The 19,145-nt window shown below is 56.4% G+C and carries 19 protein-coding genes; 14 read left to right on the top strand and 5 right to left on the bottom strand.

Features of this window, described 5'->3' with window-relative positions; all coding sequences use genetic code 11:
* Positions 1–1,161: a cystathionine gamma-synthase gene (metB, locus tag AAZT04_RS24595; protein ID WP_020837533.1), complete on the bottom strand. Its 1,161-nt coding sequence runs from the start codon at positions 1,159–1,161 to the stop codon at positions 1–3.
* Positions 1,162–1,478: 317 nt separating this feature from the next.
* Here metB and metJ point away from each other — a divergent pair, with 317 nt between their 5' ends.
* On the top strand, positions 1,479–1,796 hold the full coding sequence (gene metJ, locus AAZT04_RS24590; protein ID WP_012147461.1) for a met regulon transcriptional regulator MetJ: 318 nt from the start codon (positions 1,479–1,481) through the stop codon (positions 1,794–1,796).
* A 77-nt stretch (positions 1,797–1,873) separates the two neighbouring features.
* On the opposite strand, the gene rpmE is transcribed toward metJ, so the two are convergent.
* Positions 1,874–2,089, bottom strand: a complete 216-nt coding sequence (gene rpmE, locus AAZT04_RS24585; RefSeq protein ID WP_012147462.1) for a 50S ribosomal protein L31 — start codon at positions 2,087–2,089, stop codon at positions 1,874–1,876.
* A gap of 199 nt (positions 2,090–2,288) precedes the next feature.
* On the opposite strand from rpmE, the gene priA reads away from it, so the two are divergent.
* From priA to rraA, 7 genes are all read left to right on the top strand, one after another.
* Complete coding sequence (priA, locus tag AAZT04_RS24580) at positions 2,289–4,484, top strand: primosomal protein N' (protein WP_116691584.1); 2,196 nt, start codon at positions 2,289–2,291, stop codon at positions 4,482–4,484.
* Between the two features lie 288 nt (positions 4,485–4,772).
* Positions 4,773–5,801, top strand: a complete 1,029-nt coding sequence (gene cytR / locus AAZT04_RS24575) for a DNA-binding transcriptional regulator CytR (protein ID WP_020837535.1) — start codon at positions 4,773–4,775, stop codon at positions 5,799–5,801.
* A gap of 65 nt (positions 5,802–5,866) precedes the next feature.
* Positions 5,867–6,808, top strand: a complete 942-nt coding sequence (gene ftsN, locus AAZT04_RS24570; protein ID WP_020837536.1) for a cell division protein FtsN — start codon at positions 5,867–5,869, stop codon at positions 6,806–6,808.
* A 102-nt stretch (positions 6,809–6,910) separates the two neighbouring features.
* Entirely contained in the window at positions 6,911–7,441 is a 531-nt protein-coding gene (gene hslV / locus AAZT04_RS24565) for an ATP-dependent protease subunit HslV (RefSeq protein ID WP_012147466.1), read from the top strand.
* Positions 7,442–7,453: 12 nt separating this feature from the next.
* Entirely contained in the window at positions 7,454–8,788 is a 1,335-nt protein-coding gene (gene hslU, locus AAZT04_RS24560) for an HslU--HslV peptidase ATPase subunit (RefSeq protein ID WP_020837542.1), read from the top strand.
* Between the two features lie 91 nt (positions 8,789–8,879).
* Entirely contained in the window at positions 8,880–9,797 is a 918-nt protein-coding gene (locus tag AAZT04_RS24555; protein ID WP_020837544.1) for a 1,4-dihydroxy-2-naphthoate polyprenyltransferase, read from the top strand.
* Positions 9,798–9,877: 80 nt separating this feature from the next.
* On the top strand, positions 9,878–10,363 hold the full coding sequence (gene rraA / locus AAZT04_RS24550) for a ribonuclease E activity regulator RraA (RefSeq protein WP_020837546.1): 486 nt from the start codon (positions 9,878–9,880) through the stop codon (positions 10,361–10,363).
* Between the two features lie 56 nt (positions 10,364–10,419).
* On the opposite strand, the gene zapB is transcribed toward rraA, so the two are convergent.
* Complete coding sequence (gene zapB, locus AAZT04_RS24545) at positions 10,420–10,659, bottom strand: septal ring assembly protein ZapB (protein ID WP_020837547.1); 240 nt, start codon at positions 10,657–10,659, stop codon at positions 10,420–10,422.
* A gap of 539 nt (positions 10,660–11,198) precedes the next feature.
* Between zapB and AAZT04_RS24540 the strand changes: the two genes are divergently transcribed.
* The 3 genes from AAZT04_RS24540 (at position 11,199) to glpX (ending at position 14,738) form a co-directional block, all read left to right on the top strand.
* Positions 11,199–12,044: an MIP/aquaporin family protein gene (locus tag AAZT04_RS24540; protein WP_020837548.1), complete on the top strand. Its 846-nt coding sequence runs from the start codon at positions 11,199–11,201 to the stop codon at positions 12,042–12,044.
* A gap of 43 nt (positions 12,045–12,087) precedes the next feature.
* Positions 12,088–13,596: a glycerol kinase GlpK gene (gene glpK, locus AAZT04_RS24535; RefSeq protein WP_020837549.1), complete on the top strand. Its 1,509-nt coding sequence runs from the start codon at positions 12,088–12,090 to the stop codon at positions 13,594–13,596.
* Between the two features lie 131 nt (positions 13,597–13,727).
* Positions 13,728–14,738 carry a class II fructose-bisphosphatase gene (gene glpX, locus AAZT04_RS24530; RefSeq protein ID WP_020837550.1) on the top strand — a complete coding sequence of 337 codons (1,011 nt, stop codon included), beginning with the start codon at positions 13,728–13,730 and terminating at the stop codon, positions 14,736–14,738.
* A 238-nt stretch (positions 14,739–14,976) separates the two neighbouring features.
* Here the strand turns inward: glpX and emrD are convergent, their stop codons facing one another.
* Positions 14,977–16,161, bottom strand: coding sequence for a multidrug efflux MFS transporter EmrD (gene emrD, locus AAZT04_RS24525; protein ID WP_046374887.1), 1,185 nt, complete (start codon positions 16,159–16,161; stop codon positions 14,977–14,979).
* Between the two features lie 296 nt (positions 16,162–16,457).
* On the opposite strand from emrD, the gene AAZT04_RS24520 reads away from it, so the two are divergent.
* Together AAZT04_RS24520 and fpr are read left to right on the top strand one after the other, a co-directional pair.
* Positions 16,458–17,081, top strand: a complete 624-nt coding sequence (locus AAZT04_RS24520) for a helix-turn-helix transcriptional regulator (protein ID WP_434682117.1) — start codon at positions 16,458–16,460, stop codon at positions 17,079–17,081.
* Positions 17,082–17,084: 3 nt separating this feature from the next.
* Positions 17,085–17,831, top strand: coding sequence for a ferredoxin--NADP(+) reductase (fpr, locus tag AAZT04_RS24515; RefSeq protein ID WP_020837557.1), 747 nt, complete (start codon positions 17,085–17,087; stop codon positions 17,829–17,831).
* A 16-nt stretch (positions 17,832–17,847) separates the two neighbouring features.
* On the opposite strand, the gene AAZT04_RS24510 is transcribed toward fpr, so the two are convergent.
* Positions 17,848–18,273 (bottom strand): DUF805 domain-containing protein, encoded by a 426-nt coding sequence (locus AAZT04_RS24510; protein WP_041415101.1) that lies wholly within the window; start codon positions 18,271–18,273, stop codon positions 17,848–17,850.
* A 199-nt stretch (positions 18,274–18,472) separates the two neighbouring features.
* Here AAZT04_RS24510 and AAZT04_RS24505 point away from each other — a divergent pair, with 199 nt between their 5' ends.
* Entirely contained in the window at positions 18,473–19,063 is a 591-nt protein-coding gene (locus AAZT04_RS24505) for a DUF1454 family protein (RefSeq protein WP_020837562.1), read from the top strand.
* The last annotated feature ends 82 nt before the right edge of the window (positions 19,064–19,145 follow it).

The following is a 19,145-nucleotide window of genomic DNA, read 5'->3' as shown; positions in this document are numbered from 1 at the left end:
TTACCTCGTTGCCGCCGCCTGGAAGGCACGTTCCAGATCGGCAATCAAATCTTCACTGTCTTCAATACCCACGGAGATACGCAGCAGGCTCTCGGAAATACCGGCCGCCGCACGGGCTTCTGCCGCCATACCTGCATGGGTCATGGTCGCTGCATGCGAGATCAGGCTTTCTACGCCGCCCAACGATTCTGCCAGAGTAAACAGCTCAAGGGCAGACAGAAAACGGCGCAATAGCGCTTCATCACCGTCCAGTTCAAAGCTGAGCATCGCGCCAAAACCGCGTTGCTGACGACGTGCAATCTCGTGCCCAGGGTTCTGTGGCAGAGAAGGATGATACAGCTTTTTCACCAAGGGTTGCTGCTGTAAATAACTGACAATAGCTTCGGCGTTTTGTTGCGCCGCCTTGATACGCGGCGACAGGGTACGCATGCCGCGCAGCAACAAATAGCTGTCGAACGCGCCGCCGGTCACGCCGATATTATTGGCCCACCACGCCAGCTCCACCGCCAGATCTTTATCTTTGGCGATCACCGCGCCTGCGACCACGTCGGAATGGCCGTTAAGATATTTGGTGCAGGAATGCACCACCAGATCGGCACCCAGCCCGATGGGTTGCTGCAGCGCCGGGCTGAGGAAGGTGTTGTCCACCACCGTCAAGGCCCCCACTGCGTGTGCCGCATCGCATATCGCCGCAATATCCACCACGCGCAGCAGCGGGTTACTTGGACTTTCAATCAGCACCAGCTTGGGCTTTTGCGCCAATGCCTGCTGCAGCGCCTCTTCATTCCCCTGATCGACAAACAGCACGCGGTAAGCGCCACGCTTACTGAGGCTATCGAACAACCGGTAGCTGCCGCCGTAGCAATCATGCGGCGCCACCAGCAGATCGCCGGGCTGCAGCAATACGGTGGTCACCAGATGGATCGCCGACATCCCGCTGCTGGTCATCACCGCACCGGCACCGCCTTCCAGTTCCGCCAGCGCACGCTGGACCACGTCACGCGTCGGGTTACCGCGGCGCGAGTAGTCATGAGCGCGAGGCTGATTGAAGTCGGTAAAATTATAGGTGCTGGAAAGGTGGATCGGCGGAACAACGCAGCCGTACTGTTCGTCATCGTTCAGGCCGCTACGTACGGCAATCGTGGCAGGTTTACGCGTCATAGGGTCGCTCGGCTCTCGGGATTCGGATGAATGAGGCCTAAAGATTAATCGCAGCGAGGATAGACGTCAATACATCTGGACATCTAAACTTCTTTGCGTATAGATTGAGCAATGCCCTAATACCCGCTAAAATTATGCCGGTTTGATATAACGATACGATGTTAACCCGGAATGCATAGGCGACACCTATTGATCGTCCGCATTCAGTGACCTTGGTCGCGTATAATTGACATTTATTTAGTGAGAACAGTGAAGATCGGGCATAATTGGCCGGTTTTTAGAATTTTGTAATTTTTCTGACAAATTTAAGGTGTCCCATGGCTGAGTGGAACGGCGAGTATGTCAGCCCTTACGCTGAACACGGTAAAAAAAGCGAGCAAGTCAAAAAGATCACGGTATCCATTCCGCTGAAGGTCCTGAAAATCCTCACCGATGAACGGACCCGTCGCCAGGTCAATAACCTGCGCCACGCCACCAACAGCGAATTGCTGTGTGAAGCGTTTCTGCACGCCTTTACCGGCCAGCCGCTGCCGAACGACGAAGACCTGCGCAAAGAACGCAGCGATGAAATCCCGGAAGCCGCGAAGCTGTTGATGCGTGAATTGGGTGTGGATCCCGATACCTGGGAATACTAAGCGCCGGTCTGCGAAAGCAGACGGTAGAAACGAAAAAAGGCGCCGAAGGCGCCTTTTTCATCTGACAATAAGAAATCTTATTTCTTAGCGCCTGGCACGCTGAAACGCTTGTTGAAGCGGTCAACGCGGCCACCGGTAGCAACGTCACGCTGCTTGCCAGTGTAGAACGGGTGGCATTCGCCACAAACGTCCAGGTTCAGATCGTGACCCACGGTAGAGCGGATTTTGATCACGTTACCGCAAGAGCAGTTAGCAGTAACTTCTTCGTATTTTGGGTGGATACCTTGTTTCATGGGAAACCTCAGTTAAGGCCGTGTCGCTATCCAGCCCTGTTTCGCCAGACACCACACGTGGTTGATAATAAAATTTGGTATCGAATTATACCAAAGGCGGCAAATTATACAGAATTAAAAGTACCACGCAATCGGAACCGTACATTTGCCGATGCGCCGTGTAAACTGATGGACTGTTTTTTTACTCTGGATGACCTCAATGCCTGTTGTTCACGTTGCTTTGCCGGTACCCCTCGCCCGCACCTTCGACTATCTGCTGCCGCAAGGCCTGCAGCCTGCGGTCGGCGCGCGCGTAGGCGTTCCCTGGGGCAAGCAGCGGGCGATCGGTATCGTCACCGGCTGCAGCGAAACCAGCGAATTGCCGCTGGATAAGCTCAAACCGATCGACAGCGTGATCGACGACGCCTCCTTATTTTCCTCCAGCCTGTGGCGTATTCTTCGCTGGGCCAGCGACTATTACCATTACCCGATCGGCGAAGTGCTGTTCCACGCGCTACCCATCCTGCTGCGTCAGGGGAAAGCGGCGGAAACGGCCCCGCTGTGGCAATGGTTCGCGACCGAACAGGGCCGCGCCACGCCGCCGGAAAGCCTGAAGCGCGCCCCCAAACAACAGCAGGCGCTGGCGGCATTGCTGCAACGCCCGGTTTATCGCCACCAGGTCAATGAACTGGCGTTAACCGAGAGCGCTTTGCAGGCCTTGCGCACCAAGGGGCTGGTCGATTTACGGGCCCAGACGGTAGCAACGCAAGACTGGCGGCCCGGCTTTGAAGTGCTGGGCGAACGGTTACGGTTGAACACCGAGCAGGCAACCGCCGTGGGCGCCATCCGCAGCGAAGATACTCAGTTCGCCGCCTGGCTGCTGGCCGGGGTCACCGGCTCCGGCAAAACCGAGGTCTATCTCAGCGTGCTGGAAAACATCCTGGCTGCCGGCAAACAGGCGCTGGTGCTGGTGCCGGAAATCGGCCTGACGCCGCAAACCATCGCCCGCTTTCGCGAACGCTTCAATGCGCCGGTAGAGGTGCTGCACTCCGGTCTTAACGACAGCGAACGGCTGTCGGTGTGGTTGCGCGCCCGCAGCGGCGAAGCGGCGATTGTCATCGGCACCCGCTCGGCGCTGTTTACCCCGTTTGCACGCCTGGGCGTGATCATCATCGACGAAGAGCACGACAGCTCTTATAAACAGCAGGAAGGCTGGCGCTACCACGCACGCGATCTGGCGGTGTTTCGCGCCCGCGAGGAAAACATCCCGATGGTGATGGGCTCCGCGACGCCGGCGCTGGAAACGTTGCACAACGTGCAATTGGGCAAATATCGCCAGTTGAAACTCACCCAGCGTGCGGGCAACGCCAAACCGGCGGCTCAGCACCTGATCGATCTGAAAGGCCTGCCGCTGAAGGTGGGGTTGTCGCAGCCGTTGCTGAAAAGCATGCAGCACCATTTGAAGGCCGGTAACCAGGTGATGCTGTTCCTTAACCGTCGTGGCTACGCCCCGGCGTTGCTGTGTCACGAATGCGGCTGGATTGCCGAATGCCAGCGCTGCGATCATTACTACACCTTCCACCAAAACCAACGTCAACTGCGCTGCCACCACTGCGACAGCCAGCGCCCGGTACCGCACCAGTGTCCGCAGTGCGGTTCGACGCACCTGGTGTCGGTGGGCGTCGGCACCGAACAGTTGGAAAACGAACTGGCGCCGCTGTTCCCGGAAACGCCCATCACCCGCATCGATCGCGACACCACCAGCCGCAAGGGCTCGCTGGAACAGCACCTGGCGGATATTCACCGCGGCGGTGCGCGTATTTTGATCGGTACCCAGATGCTGGCAAAAGGGCACCATTTCCCGGATGTCACGCTGGTGGCCTTGCTGGACGTTGACGGTGCGCTGTTCTCGGCCGACTTCCGTTCCGCCGAGCGTTTTGCCCAGTTGTATACCCAGGTTTCCGGTCGTGCCGGCCGGGCAGGTAAAGCCGGCGAAGTGTTGCTGCAAACCCATCATCCGGAACATCCGCTGCTGCAAATTCTGTTGCAACAGGGCTACGACGCCTTTGCCAAACAGACGCTGGCAGAGCGCAACAGCGTATTCCTGCCACCCTATACCAGCCACATCATTATCCGTTCGGAAGATCACGATAACCAACAGGCTCCGCAATTCCTGCAGCAATTGCGCAATCTGCTGGAAGCCAGCCCGCTGAAGGACGATTCACTGTGGGTGATGGGGCCGGTTCCCGCGCTGCAGTCAAAACGCGGCGGCCGTTTTCGTTGGCAGTTACTGTTGCAGCACCCTTCACGGCAGGTGTTACAACGGCTGATGAAGAGCACCCTGCCGTTAGTCGGTACCCTGCCGCAGGCACGCAAGGTGAAATGGACGCTGGACATCGACCCGATAGACAGCTGAACCCAGAAAAGTCTGATTCAGTTCCTGCCAGGCAAACGTTTACCCTTGAAATTGCGAGCGAACGCTAAAAAACCTCCTCAGGTCACACTTTTTATGCAAATTAGGTAACAAAGGCAGGACATATTCTGTTTAGAATGTCTGTGAAGGCAATTTTGTCACCGCTGCACTACCGTGACCGAATGTTTAAGCGCGGATGGCGCTAAATCATAACAACTCCACCGCACGCCAGAATTTGTGAGCAAACTGAAGTAGTCGCGTTGGCATGGGGCTAACGCAAGGAGAAAGGCGTTGGAACACAAGAAAGAATTATCCATGGCAACCATGAAAGACGTTGCCGAAATGGCGGGCGTTTCAACGGCAACCGTGTCGCGTGCGTTGATGAATCCGGAAAAGGTGTCAACGCCGACGCGTCAGAAAGTGGAACAGGCCGTGCTGGCCGTAGGCTATTCTCCTCATGCCCTCTCACGTAATATCAAACGCAACGAATCCCGCACCATCCTGGTGATCGTCCCCGACATTTGCGATCCCTTTTTCGCCGATGTGATCCAGGGGATCGAGCAAACTGCGGCACAACAGGGTTATCTGGTGCTGATTGGCGACTGCGCGCAACAAAACCAACAGGAACGCACCTTCGTCAATTTGATTATCACCAAGCAAATCGATGGCATGCTGCTGCTCGGCTCCAACCTGCCGTTCGACGCCAGCAAGGAAGAACAACGCAATCTGCCGCCGATGGTGATGGCCAACGAGTTTGCCCCGGAGCTGGAACTGCCGACGGTACACATCGACAACCTGACCGCCGCCTTCGAGGCCGTGCATTATTTACATCAGCTCGGACACAAGCAAATCGCCTGTGTCGCCGGGCCTGAACAGATGCCGTTGAGCCATTATCGGCTGCAAGGTTACATTCAGGCGCTACGTCGTAATGGCATTAGCGTCGAAAGCAGCTATATTACCCGAGGTGATTTCACCTACGAAGCTGGCGCGCAGGCGCTGGCGGCGCTAATGGCGCAACCAAAACCACCGACGGCAGTCTTCTGCCATAGCGACGTAATGGCGATTGGCGTGCTGTCGCAGGCGAAAAAAATGGGGCTGCGGGTACCGCAGGACCTCTCCATCGTTGGCTTTGACGACATTAAACTGGCGCAGTATTGCGATCCGCCGTTAACCACGGTGGCTCAACCGCGCTACCAGATTGGCCAGCAGGCAATGCTGTTGCTGTTGGAGCAGTTGCACGGACAGAACGTGGCCAGCGGCTCCCGGCTTTTGGACAGTGAATTGATTATCAGAGGCAGCACGGCTGCCCCTAAACGCTAGTCAAACATTTTAGGGTTCAGTAACATGACGGACTTATCCCCTCATCAGGACACAGCGGAATAATAGTGGCACAAAAAGACTATGTAAGCCGTGGGCGCGCAGCAGGAGCTAAGCGAAAAACCCCCAGCCGTAAAAAACGCAGTTCTCCGAAGGTCTCCAAAACCGTGTTGGCGCTGGCCGTCGCACTTCTGGTGATATTTGTCGGTGGCCTCTATTTCATTACGCACAACAAGCCGGATGACGTGCCGCTGCTGCCTGCGCACACCAATCGTCCGGGCAACGGCCTACCGCCGAAGCCGGAAGAACGTTGGCGTTATATCAAAGAGCTGGAGAATCGCCAGATTGGCGTACAAACCCCGACCGAACCGACGGCCGGCGGCGAAGCCAACTCCAAGACTCAGCTGACCGCCGAGCAGCGCCAACTGCTGGATCAAATGCAGGCGGATATGCAACAGCGCCCGACGCAGCTCAATGAAGTGCCGTATAACGACCCTTCACAGGCCGCTGCGCGTAACAACCGCCAGCAGCAACAGCAGATGCAACAGCAGCCAATCCAGCAGCAACAGGTCCAACAGCAGCCGCAGGTGACTCAGCCGCGTAATCCATTTAACAACGGTGCGACGACACAGCCGGTGCAGCAACAGCCTAAGCCGCAACCCAAACCGCAGCCGGTCACACCGCCGCCTGCGCAGGTTAAGCATCCTGAGCCAAAACCGCAGCCGAAGCCGGAAGTGAAACAGGAAACGGCCAAGCAGGAAACGGAAACCAAGCCAGAATCGAAGCAGAAGTGGATGGTCCAGTGCGGCTCGTTCCGCGCCACCGATCAGGCAGAATCCGTACGTGCGCGCCTGGCGTTTGAAGGCATCGAAAGCCGTATCACCGCCGGCGGAGGCTGGAATCGCGTGGTTCTTGGCCCATACAGCAGCCGGGCTGCTGCGGACAAAACCCTGTCGCGCCTGAAGGGCGTAGGCATGTCAAGTTGCATTCCCCTCTCCGTTGGGGGTTGAAAAGCGTCAATCCCCCCCCATCTATACTCTCAATATGCCTCGTAGTGTCTGCGCAAGCAGATGCTGCGAGGGCTTCTTTCCGTCTTCAACGAGGGTCTGCTCGTGACAACAATTGTAAGCGTACGCCGCAACGGCCAGGTAGTGATCGGTGGCGATGGCCAGGCCACCTTGGGCAATACGGTAATGAAGGGCAACGTCAAGAAAGTACGTCGCCTGTATAACGATAAAGTGATTGCCGGTTTTGCCGGTGGCACCGCGGATGCCTTCACGCTATTTGAGCTGTTCGAGCGCAAGCTGGAAATGCACCAGGGTCACCTGGTGAAAGCAGCCGTTGAATTGGCGAAAGACTGGCGTACCGACCGCATGCTGCGCAAGCTCGAAGCGCTGCTGGCCGTCGCGGATGAAAACTCATCGCTGATCATCACCGGTAACGGTGACGTGATCCAGCCTGAAAACGATTTGATTGCGATTGGCTCCGGCGGTCCGTACGCCCAGGCAGCCGCTCGTGCGATGTTGGAAAATACCGAGCTGAGCGCCCGCGAAATTGTTGATAAATCCCTCAACATCGCCGGTGACATCTGTATTTACACCAACCATTTCCACACCATTGAAGAATTGCCTTCCAAAGCGTAAGGATCGAATACTATGTCTGAAATGACCCCGCGCGAGATCGTCAGCGAACTGGACAGCTACATTATTGGCCAGAACAAAGCCAAACGTGCCGTTGCCATCGCCCTGCGTAACCGCTGGCGCCGGATGCAGCTCAACGAGATGCTGCGCCATGAAGTCACGCCAAAGAACATTCTGATGATCGGCCCGACCGGCGTCGGTAAAACCGAAATCGCCCGCCGTCTGGCGAAGCTGGCCAACGCGCCGTTCATCAAGGTTGAAGCCACCAAGTTCACCGAAGTGGGCTACGTCGGTAAAGAAGTGGATTCCATCATCCGCGATCTGACCGATGCCGCGATCAAAATGGTGCGCCTGCAGTCAATCGACAAGAACCGCACCCGTGCCGAAGAGCTGGCCGAAGAGCGTATCCTCGATGTGCTGATCCCGCCGGCCAAGAACAACTGGGGCCAGGCGGAAGAGCATCAAGAGCCTTCTGCTGCACGTCAGGCATTCCGCAAGAAACTGCGTGAAGGCCAGTTGGACGATAAAGAAATCGAGATCGATCTGGCTGCCGCGCCGATGGGCGTGGAGATCATGGCTCCTCCGGGCATGGAAGAGATGACCAACCAGCTGCAGTCGATGTTCCAGAACCTCGGCGGCCAAAAGCAGAAACCACGCAAGCTGAAGATTAAAGAAGCCTTCAAACTGCTGGTGGAAGAAGAAGCGGCCAAACTGGTGAACCCGGAAGAGCTGAAAGAACAGGCGATTGAAGCGGTTGAACAGCACGGCATCGTGTTTATCGACGAGATCGACAAAATCTGTAAGCGCGGTGGCCAGAGCTCCGGCCCGGACGTGTCACGTGAAGGCGTGCAGCGCGATCTGCTGCCGCTGGTGGAAGGCTGTACCGTCTCCACCAAGCACGGCATGGTGAAAACCGATCACATTCTGTTTATCGCCTCCGGCGCATTCCAGACCGCCAGCCCGTCAGATTTGATCCCGGAACTGCAGGGCCGCCTGCCAATCCGCGTTGAATTGCAGGCGCTGACCACCGAAGATTTCGAGCGCATCCTGACCGAGCCAAGCGCGTCGCTGACCGAGCAGTACAAAGCGCTGATGGGCACCGAAGGCGTCAATATCGACTTCACCGCCGATGGCATCCGCCGCATCGCAGAAGCCGCATGGCAGGTTAACGAAAGCACCGAAAACATCGGCGCGCGTCGTTTGCACACCGTGCTTGAGCGTCTGATGGAAGATATTTCCTATGATGCGAGTGAAATTAATGGTCAATCCATTACAATTGATGCGGATTACGTACGTAATCATCTGGATGAACTGGTAGCGGATGAAGATTTGAGTCGTTTTATCCTATAATCGCTCAATCATGTCCAGTCAGTCATCTGTGGGAGGCATTGCCTCCCACAATTATTTCTAACGGACACAGCCACTAACTCTGAAGCGAAAAATGAGCTCATCAACTACCACCTCCCCGGCCAGAGCCTGGCTTGAAAGTTTACGACCGCGCACCCTGCCGCTGGCCTTTGCCTCGATCGTCGTCGGTTCCGCCATTGCCGCCTGGCAAGGCAGCCTGAAACCCGGCGTGGCGCTGCTGGCACTCCTGACTGCTGGCCTGCTGCAAATCCTCTCCAACCTGGCGAACGACTATGGCGATGCGGTAAAAGGCAGCGATAAAGAAGATCGCATCGGGCCGTTGCGCGGCATGCAGAAAGGCATGATCACCCAGGCACAAATGAAGCGCGCGCTGGTGGTGACGGTAGTATTGATCGCGATTGCCGGCTGTTCATTGATCGCCGTGGCCTGCGAACAACCCAGCGACGTGGTGGGCTTCCTGGTGCTGGGCGGGCTGTCTATCGTCGCCGCCATTACCTATACCGTCGGCACCAAACCCTATGGCTATCTGGGGCTGGGCGATATTTCGGTGCTGGTGTTCTTCGGCTGGCTGAGCGTAGCGGGCACCTACTACCTGCAAACCCATGCGTTCGACAGTATCGTGATGTTGCCGGCCACGGCCTGCGGCCTGCTGGCCACCGCGGTGCTGAACATCAATAATTTGCGCGATATCGAAAGCGACCGCGCCAACGGCAAAAATACGCTGGCGGTACGCCTTGGGCCACAGAATGCACGCTATTACCACGTGGCGCTGCTGATCGGCGCAGTAGCCTGCTTCGCGCTGTTCACGCTGCTTAACCTGCATAGTCCGTGGGGCTGGCTGTTTGTCCTGGCTATCCCGTTACTGGTGCGCCACGGCCTGCGCGTGTTACGCGATCCAACGCCGGCAGGCATGCGCCCGATGCTGGAACATATGGTCAAAGCGGCGCTGTTGGCCAATGTGTTGTTCGCGATTGGCGTGGTGCTCAGTTAGCCATCGAACTGATGATTTTGCCAACAGGGCGGATAAAGGGATATACTGGTTATTCCAGCGGCAAACAGACGTAAAATCCTATGAAATACGATACTTCCGAACTTTGCGACATCTATCATGAAGAGGTAAACGTTGTTGAACCTCTATTCTCCAATTTTGGCGGGCGTACTTCATTTGGCGGGCAAATCACTACGGTGAAATGCTTTGAGGATAACGGCCTGTTATTCGAGCTGCTTGAAGAAAACGGTCGCGGCCGTGTTCTGGTGATTGATGGCGGTGGTTCGGTTCGCCGTGCCCTGATCAACGCAGAACTGGCGCGCCTGGCTACCCAGAACGAATGGGAAGGCATCGTGGTTTACGGTGCGGTACGCCAGGTGGACGATCTGGAAGAACTGGACATCGGCATTCAGGCGATGGCGGCCATTCCGGTCGGCGCAGCCAGTGAAAGCATCGGCGAAAGCGACATCCGCGTAAACTTTGGCGGCGTGACCTTCTTCTCCGGCGATCATCTGTATGCCGACAACACCGGTATTATTCTGTCCGAAGACCCGCTCGATATCGAGTAATCTTCCGACATGAAAAAGGGCGCCTCAGGCGCCCTTTTCGATCGTGCAATACGGAATCAGACTTCTTCCATTTTGCCCAACAGCGCGCGCAGGCGGTCTTGCCATACGTGCTGCTCTTCTTTCAGTTGCTGGTTCTCGCGTACCAGCGATTCCTGGTTGCCGGAGGCAGCCTGAACTTCCTGAGACAGAGTATTGTTTTTTTCTTTCAGCTCTTCAATTTCCATCTGCAGCAGGGTGATGGTATCGATCGCCTGCTGAACTTTTGATTCCAATTTCTCAAATACTTCAAATGACATTCTTCAGTCCCCTCATGATAGCAAGGCGTACATCTATAGGTAACGGCCGCAACTCAGGTTGCAACTGCTGCGAATATGCATCGCGCCAAGTGACACACGCTTTTATTGAAAATAACGCGCCTGTCTCGATAAAACGCTTCTTTCGATAAAAACGATTGTAAGTAGCCTGTCCCCGGCTGTCTAGCAACATCCGGCTCATCGCGCAGTCTGTTGCAATTTTCCTGCCCCCACCATCAGCAAAAACCGAAAAAGCCTCTTGGTCATAAATTGATTTGTTAACAGTCGGGGATAAAAGCACTGGTCAGATCACAGTTTTATGGAGCAGAAAGAACACAAAACGACGCGAATTCGCTCAATTTTATGACGAAGCACACACATTTTGATTTCGCTATTTCTCGTTTATGTTCGTTAACGATAAATTTACATCACGTCCTCAATTAATAATTGGACGAGATGAAAAAAACTGTACCCCTAGGACGGATCGATATACCTTCCGAGCCTATAAACCTATAACCGCCGTTTTGCAGGACAACAACATTATGAGCCAAACCACCAGTCCGACCCTAAAAGGCCAGTGCATCGCTGAGTTCCTCGGCACCGGTCTGTTGATCTTTTTTGGCGTAGGCTGCGTTGCCGCGCTGAAACTGGCAGGCGCCAGCTTCGGCCAATGGGAAATCAGTATCATTTGGGGCCTGGGCGTCGCCATGGCCATCTATCTGACCGCTGCCATCTCCGGCGCGCACCTCAACCCGGCCGTGACCATTGCGCTGTGGTTGTTCGCCTGCTTTGACGGACGCAAAGTACTGCCTTACATTGTTGCGCAGATCGCCGGAGCCTTCTGTGCAGCAGCCCTGGTCTACGGGTTGTACTACAACCTGTTCTTCGATTTCGAAGCGGCCAATCATATGGTACGCGGCAGCGACGAAAGCCTGGCCCTGGCCGGCATCTTCTCTACCTACCCGAATGCGCACATTTCCGTTGGCCAGGCGTTCCTGGTTGAAACGGTCATTACCGCAATCCTGATGTGCCTGATCCTGGCACTGACCGATGACGGCAACGGCATCCCGCGCGGCCCGTTGGCCCCGCTGTTGATCGGTATTCTGATTGCCGTGATCGGCGCCTCTATGGGACCATTAACCGGCTTTGCGCTGAACCCGGCGCGTGACTTCGGCCCGAAAATGTTCGCTTATCTGGCCGGCTGGGGCAAAGTGGCCTTCACCGGTGCACGTGATATTCCGTACTTCCTGGTGCCAATCTTTGGTCCAATCATCGGTGCCTGCCTGGGTGCCTTCGGCTACCGCATGCTCATTGGCCGCAATCTACCGTGTGACGTTTGTGTAGACGAAGAACAACCCGCCGCCAAGGCCCAGCAGCGTAAAGCGTGATTGGCACAGTTTTAAAACGGTTAACAACAGCAGGACTAAGATCATGACTGTAGAAAAAAAATACATTGTTGCTCTCGACCAGGGTACCACCAGTTCACGTGCCGTAGTGCTCGACCACGATGCCAACATTGTTGCGGTATCCCAGCGCGAGTTCACGCAGATTTACCCAAAAGCCGGCTGGGTTGAGCATGATCCTATGGAGATCTGGTCATCACAGAGCTCCACGCTGGTGGAAGTGCTGGCGAAAGCCGATATCAATTCCGATCAGATCGCCGGTATCGGCATCACCAACCAGCGTGAAACCACCATCGTCTGGGAAAAAGAGACCGGCAAACCGATTTACAACGCCATCGTCTGGCAATGCCGCCGCACCGCCGACATCTGCGAAAAGCTCAAACGTGACGGCCTGGAAGAATACATCCGGCACAACACCGGCCTGGTGGTTGACCCGTACTTCTCCGGCACCAAGGTAAAATGGATCCTCGACAACGTTGAAGGCGCCCGCGAACGCGCCAAACGCGGCGAGCTGCTGTTCGGTACCGTCGATACCTGGCTGGTGTGGAAAATGACCCAAGGGCGGGTGCATGTGACCGATTACACCAACGCCTCACGTACCATGATGTTCAACATCCATGAGCTGGATTGGGATGACCGCATGCTGGAAGCGCTGGATATCCCACGCGCCATGCTGCCTAAAGTCCGTCCTTCTTCTGAAGTGTATGGCCAGACCAACATCGGTGGTAAAGGCGGTACGCGTATTCCTATCGCCGGTATCGCCGGTGACCAGCAGGCGGCGCTGTACGGCCAACTGTGTGTTCAACCGGGCATGGCGAAAAACACCTACGGTACCGGCTGCTTCCTGCTGATGAACACCGGCAAAGAAGCGGTACGCTCCAGCCACGGCCTGTTGACCACCATCGCCTGCGGCCCACGCGGCGAAGTGAATTACGCACTGGAAGGTGCTGTGTTCATCGGCGGTGCTTCTATCCAGTGGTTGCGCGACGAACTGAAACTGATCAGCGATGCGGCCGACTCCGAGTACTTCGCCACCAAGGTGAAAGACAGCAACGGCGTGTATGTGGTCCCGGCCTTCACCGGCCTGGGCGCTCCTTACTGGGACCCGTATGCCCGTGGCGCGATCTTCGGCCTGACCCGCGGCGCGAACAGCAACCACATCATCCGTGCAACGCTGGAATCCATTGCGTATCAGACGCGCGACGTGCTGGATGCCATGCAGGCAGACTCCAATACCCGTCTGCAATCGCTGCGTGTGGACGGTGGCGCGGTCGCCAACAACTTCCTGATGCAGTTTCAGTCAGACATCCTCGGTACCCGTGTCGAGCGCCCTGAAGTGCGTGAATCGACTGCGCTGGGTGCCGCATTCCTGGCGGGCCTGGCTATCGGCTACTGGAATGACCTGGATGAAGTGAAGAGCAAGGCGGTTATCGAACGCGAGTTCCGTCCAAGCATTGAAACCACCGAGCGTAACTTCCGTTACAGCGGCTGGAAAAAAGCGGTTGCCCGCGCACAAGCGTGGGAAGAGCACGACTAACGCTGTTTTGCTTTGTTACCCTGATCACGCGCTGCCTTCGGGCGGCGCGTTTTTTTTGCCCCGCCCCCGCCGTCGCCCGCTGTGATAAACTTTGCCGATATTTTCTTCCTTTCTCACAGACAGGTTTTGCCATGAAACGTGAATTAGCCATCGAATTTTCCCGTGTTACCGAAGCCGCCGCGCTGGCGGGCTACAAATGGCTGGGACGCGGCGACAAGAATGCCGCCGACGGCGCCGCGGTCAACGCAATGCGCATTATGCTCAACAAAGTGGATATCGATGGCCGCATCGTGATCGGCGAAGGCGAAATTGATGAAGCACCGATGCTGTATATCGGCGAGCAGGTCGGCAGCGGTCAGGGCGATGCGGTGGATATCGCGGTCGACCCGATTGAAGGTACCCGCATGACCGCCATGGGCCAGCCCAATGCATTGGCGGTGCTGGCGGTCGGCGATCGCGGCACCTTCCTGCACGCGCCGGACATGTATATGGAAAAACTGGTGGTTGGCCCGGCGGCACGCGGCGCTATCGATCTTAACCTGCCGCTGGCGGAAAATCTGAATAAGGTGGCGGCCTGCCTAGGCAAACCGCTGACTCAACTGACCGTGGTCATTCTGGCCAAGCCGCGTCACGACGGCGTTATCGCCCAGATGCAACAACTCGGGGTTCGCGTATTTGCCATTCCTGATGGTGACGTAGCGGCTTCTATTCTGACCTGTATGCCGGACAGCGAAGTCGACGTGATGTACGGCATCGGCGGCGCGCCTGAAGGGGTGATTTCTGCCGCGGTGATCCGCGCATTGGATGGCGATATGCAGGCTCGCCTGCTGCCACGCCATCAGGTGAAAGGCGACAGCGCCGAAAATCGCCGTATTGGCGAAGAAGAGTTGGCACGCTGCAAAGCGATGGGCATCGAAGCCGGCAAAGTGCTGGTATTGGATGACATGGCGCGCAACGACAACGTTATTTTCTCCGCAACCGGCATCACCAAGGGCGATCTGTTGGAAGGCATCAGCCGCCAGGGAAATATGGCCACCACGGAAACCCTGCTGATCCGCGGTAAATCACGCACTATCCGCCGCATTCGTTCGACCCATTATCTGGATCGCAAAGATCCGGCGCTGCACGAGTTCCTGCTGTAATGAAACAGGGCGCCGATTGGCGCCCTCAGACTGCTGACAAAGCCCGTTATTAGGGAGAGCGTGCCGATGGGGTCGTAGCGGCTTGCCCGCCGACCCATTTGCCGGGAGCAAATGGGAACGACTTCCAGTCGGCCCGTAGGGTGGGACACAGGGATGTGTCCCATAATGGCCCCTCGGTGCGCTAGGCCCGAGTATCTCGGGTCCACAGACCACTTTGTCATCAAACTCCCTACACATTTTATGCGGTATGGCCCTGATGCTGCATTCGATTCGACAGCGGCCACCAGCACAGCAATATCAGCAGCGCCATGGCAAACATCAGCAGACCGAGGCTGAACTGCCCGGTTTGCGGCAGCATGGCGGAAAGCCAGGTCGCCAAACCAGACCCCATATTCTGCATACCACCGACCAATGCCCCCGCCGCGCCGGCCAGATAGGGGAACGGCTCCATCGCACCGGTGGTGGCCAACGGGAACATCATCCCCGCGCCGAAGAAGAACAGCGCAGCCGGCACAATCAGCGTCCAGATGTTCATCACCCCAAACCAGCCCGGGATCCACATCATCAGACCCGCCAACAGGCAGCTTATAACCGAATGCCACACCAGAGTATGGAATGTTTTACCGTCGCGACCGGCATACCAGGCGCCAAAGAACGCCGCCGGGATCGGCAGAATAAACAGGAGACTGACGGTCAGGCCACTCAGACCCAGCACGCCACCCATCAACACGCCACAGCTGGCTTCAAATACGGCGATCCCCGCCAGCGCACCAATCAGCATGACCAGATAACAACTGAACGTGCCGTCAGCCAGCAGCTTGCGGAAACTCGCCAACATGCGCCGTTTTTCGGTTTGCGGCGGCCGGGTTTCCGGCAGCCAGCGGAACATGGAGAAGGCTACACCGGCGCACAATACCAACAGGAAGGCATAACAGGCGCGCCAACCAAAGAGCATCGCCAACGCACCGCCGATGATCGGTGCCAGCAGCGGACTCACCAGGATGCCCATATTCAGCAAGCTATTGGCATACCGCAGTGAAGTGCCGGCATACAGGTCGCGCGGCATGGTACGCGCCATCACCCCCGCCACGCCGGTGCCCATCCCCTGAATGGCGCTGGCAGCAACCAGCATCGTCAGGCTGTTGGACAACAGCGCGCCCAGGGCCCCCATCAGGAAGATCATCATCCCGGCCAGGATCACCGGACGGCGGCCTATGCGGTCCGACAACGGGCCGTAAATCAACTGCGAGAACCCGTAGGTCATCAGATACGCCGCCATCACGCGCTGCACTGCGCCGGAGCGCACCGACAGATCCTTGGCGATATCAGCAATAACAGGAACATAAATGGTTTGTGCCATCTGACCGACGGCCACCAACAGGATAAGCATCACCAGCAGGTGAAAGTTTTCTATTTTTCTCATTATCTTCGTTAACGTTTTAACTCGTCACAGCGTCCCGGTATGGCCCCACTTTCAGCCAGAACGGCGAGCAGCCCTCTATGGCGGCATAAGCTAACAAATCTGATTTTTTTAGCGAGTTTCAGACAGATATTGATCTGCGTCACAGTGGCAGCAAAGGCAACCAGCCTCGTAAATTAAACTGTACGTCTACCGCTTAAGGGTTAAAAAGGGTAAATTTTCAGTAGTTTAGCTTTAGCATTTAATCGATAATTATTTTCATCATCTTGAAATAAAATAACACCATAGGGATTTGGATTATGAAGACACCAGAGCTGATTTTGTTGCAGTTAAAAACCCTGGGGCCACACTCCGCCAAAATGCTGGCCGAGCATCTGGATATCACCCCCATGGGCATTCGTCAGCATCTGCAATCCCTGGAAAAACGTGAGCTGGTTTGTTATGAGGAAGCGCGCACCAAAGTGGGCCGCCCGACGCGCTACTGGTCGCTGACCCATGAGGGACACAGGCGGTTCGCCGATGGTCACGATACTTTGGCGACGACGTTGTTGGATTCCGCCCATCAGCTGTTTGGCACTGAAGCGGTTGAACAGTTACTCAGTGCGCGCGAAGAAAAACTTTATCAGCGCTATGCCGAAGAGCTGTCGGAAGAGACCTGTCATCAAGCCAAGCTTGCCCGGCTGGTGCGTCTGCGGCAGCAGGATGGTTATATGGCCGAACTGCTTGAGCATCCGGAGGGCACATTGCTGGTGGAAAACCACTGCCCTATCGGCGTAGCGGCCACCGCCTGCAGCAGCCTGTGCAACTCGGAGCTGCAGCTGTTTCACCGCCTGTTTGGCCACGGCTATCGTATAGAGCGTACTGCGCATGCTATTTCCGGCTCACGACATTGCGCTTATTTGATTCGACCATTGGAGCTTTAGAGTATGGCTGATTGGGTTAATGGCAAGGTTACGCAAGTCAAACAATGGACCGACGGGCTGTTCAGCATTATCGTCGACGCCCCCATAGATCCCTTTATTGCCGGGCAGTTTGCCAAGCTGGCGCTGGAAGTTGACGGCGAACGTGTGCAGCGCGCCTATTCTTACGTCAACGCCCCCAGCGATCCGAATCTGGAGTTTTACCTGGTTACCGTGCCGGAAGGCAAACTGAGCCCACGGCTCAATCAGCTACGGCCGGGTTCGGACGTGATGGTGACCAAAGAGGCCGCCGGATTTTTCGTGCTGGACGAGGTGCCGGAATGCGACACCCTGTGGATGTTGGCCACCGGTACCGCCATCGGCCCTTACCTGTCGATTCTGCAGGAAGGCAAAGGCCTGGAGCGCTTCAAAAACCTGGTGCTGGTGCATGCCGCACGCTTTGCGCGCGATCTCAGCTACCTGCCGCTGATGCAGCAGTTGCAACAGCGTTACAATGGCAAACTGCGCATTCAAACCATCGTCAGCCGTGAAGAAGTCCCCGGCTCGCTGACGGGACGCGTACCCGCGCTGATTGAGGATGGCCGGCTGGAAGCGGCGGTAGGCTTGACCCTCGACGCCGAAACTGACCACGTCATGCTGTGCGGTAACCCGCAAATGGTGCGCGATACCCAGCAAACGCTGAAAGATCAGCGCCAGATGCGCAAGCACCTGCGCCGCAAACCGGGCCATATCACCAGCGAACACTATTGGTAATTGATAGCCTCTGGTTTTAATCCGCGCCGAACTTGACGGGTTTGGCCGGCGGACCAAAACGATTATCCTCGGGCGTGCCGACAAACGCGCCCAAATCGATCATCATCATCACAATGATCAGCGTCGGGATAAAACGCCCCACGCCCCACTGCCAAACCGGCGCCAGCATTTGCCAGTTACCCGCCGCCAGCAGCCAAGCCACAATCAGTAACAACGCCCACCAACCGGCTTTATTGCGGTCATGCAAACGCTTCACCAGCACCGCCGCCGTTGGCCACAACAGCCCAACGATAAAAAAGGCGATGGTTTGGATATCCACCAGCTTATTGCTGGCGAGTGAAAAAGCCACCGCCATCAGCACTACCCACAGCACCATCCAAATCCAGAAATCACGCCGCCCAATTCGGCCCTTAAACGAAAAACACCACTGTTGTATTGTCATTGAATCCTGCGTTGTTTGCCTGCCCATATTCTGCCGTGCAGTGTAACATAGGCGCTGCCGGGCGAAGATTTCTGCCCTGCATTACGCGGAGTAACGCACAGCTTTCTTGTCAGCGAGCGATAATGGCGCGGGATCTTTGACACCCCCCTCTGTTCTCGCTTTAATCGGAGCCATCTTTGCCATTGATGCCGTGTATACCATGCTGAGAAAAACCATCGCCATTGCCTGCCTGTTGCTGGGCATCGGCAGCGCCTGGGCCGATCCGCCGGATGCCCCCGCCAACGCTTCACCTACCGCGCCCTACCTGCTGGCCGGAGCGCCAACGTTTGATCTGACGGTGGTGAAGTTCCGCGAAAAATATAACCGCGATAACCCGACGCTACCGATCGGCGAATTCCGCGCTATTGCCACGACCGAAGACGATACGCCGCTGTTGACGCGCGCTGCCAGCAAGCTAAACGAAAATCTCTATGCCTCAACCGCGCTGGAAAAAGGCACCGGAAAAATCAAAACGCTGCAAATTACCCACCTGCCGCTACAGCAGAGCAACGAAGAAAAAGCCGCTCGCACCATTGCCGTCAGCTATATGGCCGCGTTGATGCGCCAGTTTGAACCGACGCTGACGGTGGAAAAAAGCCTGAGTAAAGTGGCCAACCTGCTGGAAAAAGGCAAAGGCCAGCGCTTTTACCAACAGCAGGTCGGTGCGATCCGCTATGTAGTGGCAGACAACGGCGATAAAGGAGTAACTTTCGCTGTTGAACCGGTTAAGCTGACGTTATCCGAGCCGTAACGGCAGGCTATTTAATGACGAAAAGCAAAGCCTTCGCGCTTAATCATCTCTATACTGTTGGGCAGGTAAACTGCCGGTCCGG

The organism is Serratia sp. Je.1.23.a, from assembly GCF_051129805.1.
GTDB lineage: Bacteria > Pseudomonadota > Gammaproteobacteria > Enterobacterales > Enterobacteriaceae > Serratia > Serratia liquefaciens.
Note: the sequence above shows the minus strand (reverse complement) of the source record. Positions and strands in the feature narration are given on the sequence as shown.